Annotated in this window: 8 protein-coding genes; 7 read left to right on the top strand and 1 reads right to left on the bottom strand. The window is 63.7% G+C overall.

What is annotated here, in order from left to right; all coding sequences use genetic code 11:
• Positions 1–607: calcium-binding protein (locus tag RMR13_RS08645; RefSeq protein ID WP_310600239.1), on the top strand; the 607-nt coding region annotated here is incomplete at its 5' end.
• A 202-nt stretch (positions 608–809) separates the two neighbouring features.
• Positions 810–1,130 (top strand): quaternary ammonium compound efflux SMR transporter SugE, encoded by a 321-nt coding sequence (gene sugE / locus RMR13_RS08640; RefSeq protein WP_310600238.1) that lies wholly within the window; start codon positions 810–812, stop codon positions 1,128–1,130.
• Between the two features lie 89 nt (positions 1,131–1,219).
• Here the strand turns inward: sugE and extKL are convergent, their stop codons facing one another.
• A complete protein-coding gene (extKL, locus tag RMR13_RS08635; RefSeq protein ID WP_310600237.1) occupies positions 1,220–2,443 on the bottom strand; it encodes a multiheme c-type cytochrome (seleno)protein ExtKL in 1,224 nt (407 codons plus the stop codon).
• 532 nt (positions 2,444–2,975) lie between these two features.
• Here extKL and RMR13_RS08630 point away from each other — a divergent pair.
• The 5 genes from RMR13_RS08630 to RMR13_RS08610 all read left to right on the top strand — a co-directional run bounded on the left by RMR13_RS08630 (position 2,976) and on the right by RMR13_RS08610 (position 9,541).
• The gene (locus RMR13_RS08630) at positions 2,976–3,119 is read left to right on the top strand and encodes a hypothetical protein (RefSeq protein WP_310600236.1); all 144 of its coding nucleotides are present in this window, start codon (positions 2,976–2,978) and stop codon (positions 3,117–3,119) included.
• Between the two features lie 10 nt (positions 3,120–3,129).
• Positions 3,130–4,998, top strand: a complete 1,869-nt coding sequence (locus tag RMR13_RS08625; RefSeq protein ID WP_310600235.1) for a diguanylate cyclase domain-containing protein — start codon at positions 3,130–3,132, stop codon at positions 4,996–4,998.
• Between the two features lie 404 nt (positions 4,999–5,402).
• Positions 5,403–6,632, top strand: coding sequence for a CaiB/BaiF CoA-transferase family protein (locus RMR13_RS08620; protein ID WP_310600234.1), 1,230 nt, complete (start codon positions 5,403–5,405; stop codon positions 6,630–6,632).
• Entirely contained in the window at positions 6,629–7,633 is a 1,005-nt protein-coding gene (locus RMR13_RS08615; protein ID WP_310600233.1) for a hypothetical protein, read from the top strand. Before RMR13_RS08620 ends, RMR13_RS08615 begins: the two co-directional genes overlap by 4 nt.
• 315 nt (positions 7,634–7,948) lie before the next feature.
• Positions 7,949–9,541, top strand: coding sequence for a glycoside hydrolase family protein (locus tag RMR13_RS08610; RefSeq protein ID WP_310600232.1), 1,593 nt, complete (start codon positions 7,949–7,951; stop codon positions 9,539–9,541).
• The last annotated feature ends 190 nt before the right edge of the window (positions 9,542–9,731 follow it).

Below are 9,731 nucleotides of genomic sequence, written 5' to 3'. Positions count from 1 at the left end.
GTTGCTCGAAGCCCTGCCGGTGTACGGCACGTCGGCTAACGATTCTCTGGTCGGCAGCGACAGTGTTGCCGACCATCTTATTGGCCAGGCCGGCAACGACACCTTGTACGGCTACGGCGGCAACGATCTTCTCGAAGGCGGCGTGGGCAATGACCAGTTGTATGGCGGCACCGGCAGCGATACCTTGGATGGCGGAATTGACAACGACACCCTCAACGGTGGCGTAGGCGATGACCTCTACCTCTTTGGCCGAGGTTATGGCAGCGATACCATCATCGAGAACGACGCGACCGCCGACAATACGGACGTGGCCCGGTTCCTTGCCGATATCGCCGAGGACCAGTTGTGGTTCCGCCAGGTGGGGAATAATCTGGAAGTGAGCGTGATCGGCACCACGGATACACTCAGCATCCGTAACTGGTATTCTGGTTCCCAGTCCCATGTCGAGCAGTTCCAAACCGCAAACAACAAGGTCCTGCTCAATTCCCAGGTGGATGCCTTGGTCAGCGCCATGGCCTCCTTCACGCCTCCGGCCTCCGGCCAGACCACGCTGCCGCCCGAGCACCAGGCGGGCCTGGCCCCGGTCCTTGCCGCCAACTGGCAATAAACTCTTGACGCTTCGATAAGACTGGTGGACAGTGCCACGGAGGCCTTGCAGGCTTCATAGCGGAAGGATGGATAAAAGCCGTCTGGCCGCCCTCGGCCCTTGGGGCTTGGACGAGCGAGACAGGCAAGGCGACGAACGCCAGGGACGACCCTGGCGTTTTCTTCGATTGCGGGGACGGCCCCGCAGAGCGGAAAACCGTTCCATGAATTGGCTCTTGTTATTTGTCGCAGGTCTCTTCGAAGTGGTCTGGGCCGTTGGCCTCAAACACACCGCCGGCTTCACCAAGCTCGTGCCCTCGCTCGTCACCGTCGGGGCCATGGGCGCCAGCTTTTATTTCTTAAGCGTTGCCCTGCGCACGCTGCCGCTGGGCACCGCCTATGCCGTTTGGGTGGGCATCGGCGCGGTGGGCACGGCCATTGCGGGCATCGTCTTGTTCCAAGAGGCCGTGACGCCGCTGCGGCTGTGCAGCCTGGTCCTGGTGGTCGCGGGTATCGTGGGGCTCAAGCTGGCCAGCCCCGCCTGATTTTCAGACGTTCCCGCAAGGCGAAAGACGAGGCGATCGGCGGACCCCGGAGCAACCGGCCGGGGGCCGCTGCCGCCTGCCTGAACCGATCAGCGCTTCAGGCTGACCTGCCTGGTCACCTTGTGGATCGGAAATTCGGCCTCGGGGATGCCGGGCAGTTGCCGGAAGGTGAGGGTCGCCTCGACCACGACCTCTTCCACCCCGTCCGGCAGCTTGACCTCGATGCTCTCCTTCCTCGGGACAAAGGGCTGCAGGCTGGTGTCGCGCATCAAGGTCAGCTTGCGGTTGGCCGCATAGACCATGGTGTTGTCGTCATATCCCAGCTTGTGCTGCGGCATGTAGACCTTGGTGTCCTTGAACAGTTCCTTGCCGTCCTTGGTGCTCACCTTGAAATCGAGAGTGACCCGGTTGGGCGACGGACAGCCGTCGGGAAAACGATGGCCAATCCGGCTCACCACCTCGCTGTTGATCACCACCATGGGGATGAAATTCTTGGCGTCCGGTTTCATCCGGTAGGCGATGGCGGTCAGGTTGAGGTCGATCCACTCCCGCAGGTGCTTGGAGGTCTGGGCGGAATCCTGGTAGTTGGGCGGGAAGCGGTGGCCGCCTTCCTTCTTCATGTGGCATTCCTGGCAGGATTCCGTGCCACCCATGGGTACGTAGAATTGCTGGTGGCTGTCGAAGGTGGAGGTGCACCACATCGGCTCGTCGTAGTGCTGCACGTTCGGCCCCTGGTGGCATTGGGCGCAGAACACCGTATCCCGCAGCATTTCGCTCTTGGCGGCGGAGGTGAAGACCGCGTCGCCGTGGGGCCCGACGTGCTTGGGTCCGTAGATGACATCGGGCCGGGGATTGCCGTCGCGGAACTTGCGGATGATGGCATTGCGGTTGTGGCACACGATGCAGGTGATCTGCAGTTTGGCCAGTACCTCCTCGTCGCCGTCGACGATGGCCTTGGCGATTTCGTCGGCGACCTTGTCGGAGGCGTCCATCATCTGCGGCAGGTGGCACTCGACGCAGGGTTTGAGGAATTCCTTGGTGGACGGCGCCACCTCGCGGGATTTTTTCAACTCGGTGTCCCGCGAGTTGACGTATCCCTGGAAGGTGGCCAGGGTCCTGCCAATGGGTCCGAGCATCGGCTTGGCGTGCAGGGATTGCTCCCACTGGCCGTAGATTTCGGGGTGGCACTCCTGGCACCGCGACGAGTCGTACTGGCGCACCAGTTCGTCGAGAGTCTGGGCCTCCTTGGCCGGAGCGACGACGGGCAACGCCACCACCGCCAGAATTGCGACTGCTCCTTGAATCAGCTTCATGCGTTCCTCCTTGTTGATGGGTGCCAGACGCGATCCCGGGGAAGGACGGGCCTGGGAGACAACGGGTCGGGAGCCCGCTGCGGATTGCCGGTCGGTCTGGGGCGATCGAGTCGCCCTGCCACGGAGCGTACCGAAGAAGAGAGGAAAGACCGCGAACGGATGCACGGCGGCAACGAACCGGAGCGAGGGTGCCGCGCCGGCCGGTGCCATGGCCGTCTTGCTGATAAAAAGAATTGAAAGAGCAGTGCGTTGCGGTCGGGTTTGCTGCCGGAACGATGTGGCAGTATGACAAATTGGACTGTGCCGGTCAAATATTTTCTTCCTCTCATGCCGGGCGGAGAAAAGCGCGCTTCGACGACCATTCTCTCTTGCAACATCCGGCGATGGCATGAAAAATTGACAGGGCACCGTCCGATTTTTATATTTGCCAAATGAGCACGCAGGTGGCGCCGGCGCGAATTCCCATCTCTCCGTTTCGGGGCAAGGCACGGTTGCTGCGCGCATTGAGCGGCGCGGCTGCCAAGGAGGCAAGATGAAAGCATGGACCTTATCGTTGCCGTTTGCGGTCGCGGCCCCGACCATCCTCGGTGCGCCCCTGCGCGTGGCCCGCAAGGAGCCGCTGCGGATGGTGTCAACCCGGCATCCCCGTTCCGGGGCCATGGGGCAGCTCGAGTGAAAGGCGTGCCATGATTCCGCGCCGCGCCTTAAGCGCCGACATCGCTTTCGCGATCTTGATGATCATGGCTGTGGGCGCCGCCATTGTCGGGGGGACCTATGTCATCCAGCGCGAGAAGAACATCGCCCTCAACGACGCGGTCGAGCGCAGCGCCCTGCATGCACGGGCCTTTGAGGAACACGTCAACCGCAACCTGGAGACGATTCGGAAGCTGGTCGATTTCCTGGCCGCCGAATCGGATTCCGAGTTGATCCATGTCCATTACCAGTTGGCCTTGCTCCAACTTCCCTTTCTGCGTTCGCTTTCCCTGCTGGACGAATCGGGACGCATCGTCGCCAGTTCCAGCGGCGGCAACATCGGCCGCCAGGTGGCGATCGAAGACTATTTCCCGCCACCAGACTCCACTGCCGCGGCATCCCTGTCGATCGGCCTTCCCTGGGCCGGCCGCGATTTTGCCGATGGCCACCAGGTGTCGACAACGAATCCCCTGCCGGCCGAAGGGCTCGGCTTCATCCCGATTCTCTGCCGTTCCTACGCCAATGGCCGCGAGGTGCGGATGGTGGCCTCGCTCAATCCTGCGACCATGCGCGCTTATTTCAGCCAGTGGCTGCCTCCGGCCGAAGGGTTCGCGGAGGTGTTGCGCCGTGACGGAGTGTTGCTGCTGACCAGCGGCAAAACGTCGCTTACCGGCGCCCATCAAGGCGGTCTGGAGTTGACGCGGCGGCTGCGGCAGACCGAGACCGGCCGCTATCCCGCCGAACAGGAGGGCGGCAGGAAAACGGTGGCCGTTTTCCGCGCAACCCTGCCCTATCCGCTGGCGGTGGTTTCCCATCTTTATCGCGACCAGGCCCTGGCGGGATGGCGGCAGGAGATCGGCCGGCTGCTGTGGCTGGGGACGCCAGCCCTGCTGGGCATACTTTCCCTGGCGACCGTTTTCTACCGGCGGGTGCGGCGGATCGCCGCCGAACGGGAAGCCGCGCGCCGGCGTGCCTACGAGCGTCTGGCCGCCACGGTGTTCGAAACGGTGCTGGAGGCGGTGGTGGTGACCGATGGGCAACAACGGATCGTGGCGGTCAATCCCGCATTTACCAGGATAACCGGCTACAGTGCCGACGAGGCGACCGGCAGGAATTTGGGCCTGCTGGCCAGCGGCTATCATACCGAGGAGTTTATCCGGTCCATGCGGCAAGAACTGGCCGCCCAGGGGCGGTGGGAAGGCGAGGTCAGGAACCGTCGGAAAAACGGCGAAATTTTCGTGGTGTGGCAATCGGTCAGCCAGGTGCGCGACGACAATGGCCGGGTTGTGCACGAGGTGGTCGGACTGTCCGATATCACCGATTACTGTGCCGAGGCCGACCGTATTTCCCACCTGGCCCATCACGATTTGCTCACCGGCTTGCCCAACCGGGCGCTGCTGCTCGACCGGCTACGCCAGGAGATCCATCAGGTGCGGCGGGAAGATCGCCACGTGGTGTTGCTTTTTTTCGATCTCGACAAATTCAAGCCGGTCAACGACCAGCTCGGCCATACCGTGGGCGACCGGCTGCTGCAGATGCTGGCGGCCCGGCTCGGCCAGGAGGTGCGCTCCGGGGACACCCTGGCGCGGCTGGGTGGGGACGAATTCGTCATGGTCCTGCACGCGGTCAAGAATGTCCGGGCCGGCGTGGTGGTGGCGGAAAAGGTCCGTCAGGCGGTGGAGCAGCCGTTTTGGATCGACGGCCATCGGGTCACCGTTTCGGCGAGCATCGGCATCGCCCTGTATCCCGACCATGCCTCGGATGAGGAACAGCTGCTGAGCTATGCCGACAAGGCCATGTACCAGGCCAAGGCCAAGGGGGGCAATTGCTTTGCGGTGTGGCAGGGGGACGACGGGGCCTAGTCCGTGGGCCGCAGTGGCGGGCCATTTTTACCGATTCCCACTCAAATTCAGCCGATTTCACCCTGGATGGTATTCTGCTGAAATTTCTTGATATTTCTTCCCGCTGCGCTCGTCGAAACGACAAGCAAAGAACGTTCGAAACAAGGATAAGGCTGGCCACATTGCCGTCTCGAACGCAGAGAGATCTCTCGTTTGCTTAACCCTTTTTCCGTTTGCACTGCATTGTTCGCGCCGGGATCGGCTATTTGCTGGCGGCATATTTTTTTGCCGGTGGTATAGTGGTCCGAAGGTGAACGCCGCCCGACCCGGCACCGCCTCGCTCCCTCCTTCCGGCCGGCCCGAATCGGCCCGGCGCAAGGCGGGGGCGTTTTTTTTCAACCGGTCGGCACTCCCACGGATCCGACATGGAAAGCACACAGCAGGAACCGCCGCAAAATATGCCGTTGCCGCTGGCCGGCATTCGCGTGCTGGAACTGGGGCACAATATCATGGGCCCGGCCTGCGGTTTGATCCTGGCCGATCTGGGGGCCGAGGTCTATAAGGTCGAACGGCCCGACCAGGGCGACGACACCCGCAGGCTGCAAGGGTTCGGCGCCGGTTTCTTCACCTGTTTCAACCGCAATAAAAAGAGCTTGGCCATCGATTTGAAAGATGAGCGGGGCCGGGCGCTGTTTCTCCGGCTGGTGGAACAGGCCGATGTGTTGATCGAGAATTTCGCCCCCGGCACGGTCGACCGGCTGGGCATCGGCGTCGATGTCTGCCGGCGGCGCAATCCCGGCCTGATCTTCTGCGCCCTGAAGGGATTCATGCCCGGTCCCTATGCCCATCGCCCGGCCTTGGACGAAGTGGTACAGATGATGGCCGGCTTGGCTTACATGACCGGACCGAGCGGCAAGCCGATGCGGGCCGGCGCCTCGGTCACCGATATTCTCAGCGGCGGTTTCGGTGCGATCGGCATCCTCGCCGCCCTGCTCCAGCGGCGGCAGACCGGCCGGGGCCAGGTGGTGCAGGCCTCGCTGTTCGAATCGGTGGCCTTTCTCATGGGGCAGCATATGGCCGGGGCGGCGGTGTCCGGCCAGGCGCCGCCACCGATGCCGGAACGCGAGCGCACTTGGTCCGTGTACGAATTGTTTGCCACCGGTGACGGCCAGCAGGTCTTCATCGGCCTGACTTCGGACCGGCATTGGCAACGCTTCTGCACAGCCTTCAACTACCTCGATTGGACCGAAGACGCGCGGCTTGCCACCAACCAGGGACGGATCGAGGCCAGACCCTGGCTGCATCCCGCGCTGCAGCAACGCTTGCTTCGATTGACCAAGGCCGAATTGATGGCCCTGGCCGAACGGGCGGGCATTCCCTTTGCCCCGGTGAACCGGCCGATCGATCTCTGGGCCGATCCGCACCTGCACGCCTCGGGCGGGCTGGCCGAAACCGCCATGCCCGATGGCGGCCACGTCGGCCTGCCCAAGCTGCCGCTGCGGCTCGACAACCGGACCTTTGACCTGCGCCTGCAGCCGCCGGCAGTGGGCGAAGGGGCGGCCGATATCCTGCATCTGGCCGGCCTGGCGGAAGAAGAACTCCAACGGTTGATCGAGGCGGGCGTGGTGGTGACCGGTCCGGTGCGGCCAACGTGAACGCACTGCGGTCCATTGCCCGCCGCGGGCGGGAGCGAGGCGCGATGTCGCCTCCGCTGGGCCGCTGGTTGGCGTTGGTGGCTCTGGTGTTGCTGGTGGCGGCTTCCGTGTCGATTGCCGCGCCCCTGACCTGCCGGGAGATACGCTCCCGCATGGATCGGCTCAAGCTGACCATCAGGAAGGCCAAGACTAAGGAAGCCGTGGTGGGGGCCAGGGCCGAGCTGGACCGCCTGGCCGCGCAAGCGGACCGGGTCTGCGCGGCCCAGGCTGCCGGCAAGAGCGGGGAGGCCGCCCCCAAAGCGGGCGTTCTGGCGCCGGCGGCAGCGGAACTGGCGCCGACGCCGGAAGAGGAAAACAAGCGCCGCCGGGATTTGATCAACCAGGGCAAGGCCATCCCCGGCCTGGCCGGCAAGGGGCGGACGAACCAGGCGATGCGCGCCATCCCCCTGGCCGGATCGATCACGATCGAAGGCGGCACGATCTCGACCCTGTACGGCAAACCCAGGCAGGAACTCAGCTATACCATCCGGGAAACCTTTGTCGGCAATCTGATTGTCAGCGGTCCCGATGGTCGCGAGGACTATGCCATCCAGACCCTGTCCACCGAAATCGACGTGGAGCAGTTCAAGGGACGGAGTTGCGCCAAGTTTGCCGGTTCCCCGCCGGCATGCACCCACTGGCAACCCCTCGACCTGTGGCAGATCGCCGACGGCGAGGAATATCCCGGCAGGATCGACGGCGTGGTCAGCGCAACCGGTGACGGCCGGGGCATGGTGTTGCGAGTCGACGGACCGGTGATCGATTTCGGTTCCTCCGCGGGATCGGCAAGCATCCGGTCGGGCTGCGGCGGCACGCTGCGGGAAGTGGTCAGCCGCGAGGAAGTCCGGCAATGGCTGCGCCGCTCGACCGTGCGGATCAAGCGGGAGGCGGGCAAAACCTCGGCCGGCTGCCGCCCCGGTTCATCCCTGACCCTGGAGCTGCGCCTGGGCTCGGATTCGTGACCGCACCCACAGCCGCGGCAAACGCGGCAAGAACGCTCGTTCTCGCCGAACCAGGGCCTGAGTGCCGCTGTTTCATCCTCCCGATTGGATAGTCTTTCTCTTCATTTTCTCTTCATTTTTCCTCTCTTGCCTTTCCCCGGCAAACAGCAAATACTGCGTTGCGGGAAGCCGGGTCCGGCGATCCCAATTCTTCCGATTTTCCCGATTGTGTAAGCGGGTCAGAACCGGCCCGTTCATTTTTCACGATGGCGAGGCCGCTGCGGCCACGAGTCCGCTGCCTGCCTTTCACGTCACCCTTTGACATCGGAGAGCGCAATGGCACGAGATCTTCGGCAGGCAGTGGAACTGATCAAGTCATTCGAAGGCATTCTGGACGGCGATCCGGCCACGGTCAATCTCGATCCCTACCTCTGTCCCGCCGGGTGCTGGACCATCGGCTGGGGTCACGTGGTGACCGATCCCCACGGCAGGATGCTCAAGGGTACGGGCAACAAGGAGCTGGCCCGGGCGGTTTACCCCGACGGCATCACCATGGCCGAGGCCGAGGTGTTGCTGGCCGACGATGTCCGCCGCTTTGCCGCCGGGGTGGAGCGGCTGGTCAAGGTGCCGCTTGCCGCTACCCGCTTCTGCGCCCTGGTCAGCTTTGCCTACAATGTGGGGATCGGCGCCCTGGAAAAATCGACCCTGCTGCGGCTCTTGAACGAAGGGAATATCGATCAGGTGCCCGATCAGTTCATGCGGTGGACCAAGGCCGGCGGTAAGGAGCTGGCGGGCTTGAAGCGCAGGCGTGAGGCCGAGATGCGGCTGTGGCTTTCAGCGGAAACCACTGCCCCGGAGCTGCCGCCGCCAGCCGGGGACATGGCGGCGATGGCCGTCGCGCCGGCGGCTTGCCAGGAGGACACCGCGGCACCCGAGGCCGCGCGAAACGATGCCCTGCTGTTTCTGACCAACCGGTACCCCGAGGGTGTCTTGCAACTCGAACCCGGCCGAGCCTTTGTCTTCGATCCCCGCAACAATGCCCCCGGCAACGTGGTGTTCGCCTGTCGACGGGAAGCGGACGGCGCCATCGCCACCGTCGGTCGCGATCAATTCATGCTCGAGTTGAAGAGGAGTCCCTATCGGCAATTGTTGTTCTATATCCACGGCTACTCCAACCTGCCGGAGGACGTCTTCGGGGCGGCCGGCGAATTGCAGCGGCTCTGCGACGGCAAAAGCAACCGGGAGGTGTTGGTTGTGCCGGTGATTTGGCCGTGCGACAACGATCTCGGCCTGGTCGGGGATTACTGGGACGACCAGAAGGCGGCCGATGCCAGCGCGATTTCCTTTGCCCGCGCCCTGCAGCGGTTCGTCGAGTGGCGCAACACCGAATTGAATGGGCAAGACGCCGCCCCCTGTCTGAAGCGGATCAATGTCCTGGCCCATTCCATGGGGAACAGGGTGCTACGCGAAACCCTGGCCGCCTGGAACAAGTACGATTTGGCCAGCGGCGTGCCCCTGCTGTTCCGCAACACCTTCCTGGTGGCGGCGGACATCGAGAACGAGTCGCTCCATCGCGGAAAGAAGGGACAGTTGATTTGCGATGCCTCGCGCAACGTGGTGGTCTACTTCGCCTCCGACGACCTGGCCCTGCGCAGCAGCAAGGCCGCCAATTTCAAAAACAAGATCGCTTCCCGCCGGCTCGGCCACAGTGGCCCGGAAGATATGCGCCTGGCACCGAGCAATGTCTTTGCCGTCGACTGCGACGAGGTCAACACCGACTATGACGCGGCCAAGGGGCACAGCTACTTCCGTAGCGGGCGGACCCCGGGCCGGGGCGGGGTGGTCTTCGACCATATCTTCGAGTGTCTGCGCACCGGCCGCGTCTTGCTCGACGATCCGCAACGACGGACGATGATCCTGCGGGAATAGATGGCTCAAGCCTTTTTCACCCACTCGCTTCCAGTCGCAGCCCCGGCCCGGAGCCACGTTTCCAGTGCTGAGCCGAAGGCTTGCGCGCGGCTTTAACCGCGCGAACGAACGGGAATCCCCGCCTCTCGGGGCCTTGCGTCTGGCCGGGAAGAGGGGAAGGGGACGGAAGCGAGGAAGGAAATGCGGGGGC

The organism is Desulfobulbus sp., from assembly GCF_031547805.1.
Classification (GTDB): Bacteria; Desulfobacterota; Desulfobulbia; order Desulfobulbales; family Desulfobulbaceae; genus Desulfobulbus.
The sequence above is the reverse complement of the archived record's forward strand: the minus strand, read 5'-3'. Positions and strand labels throughout refer to the sequence as shown.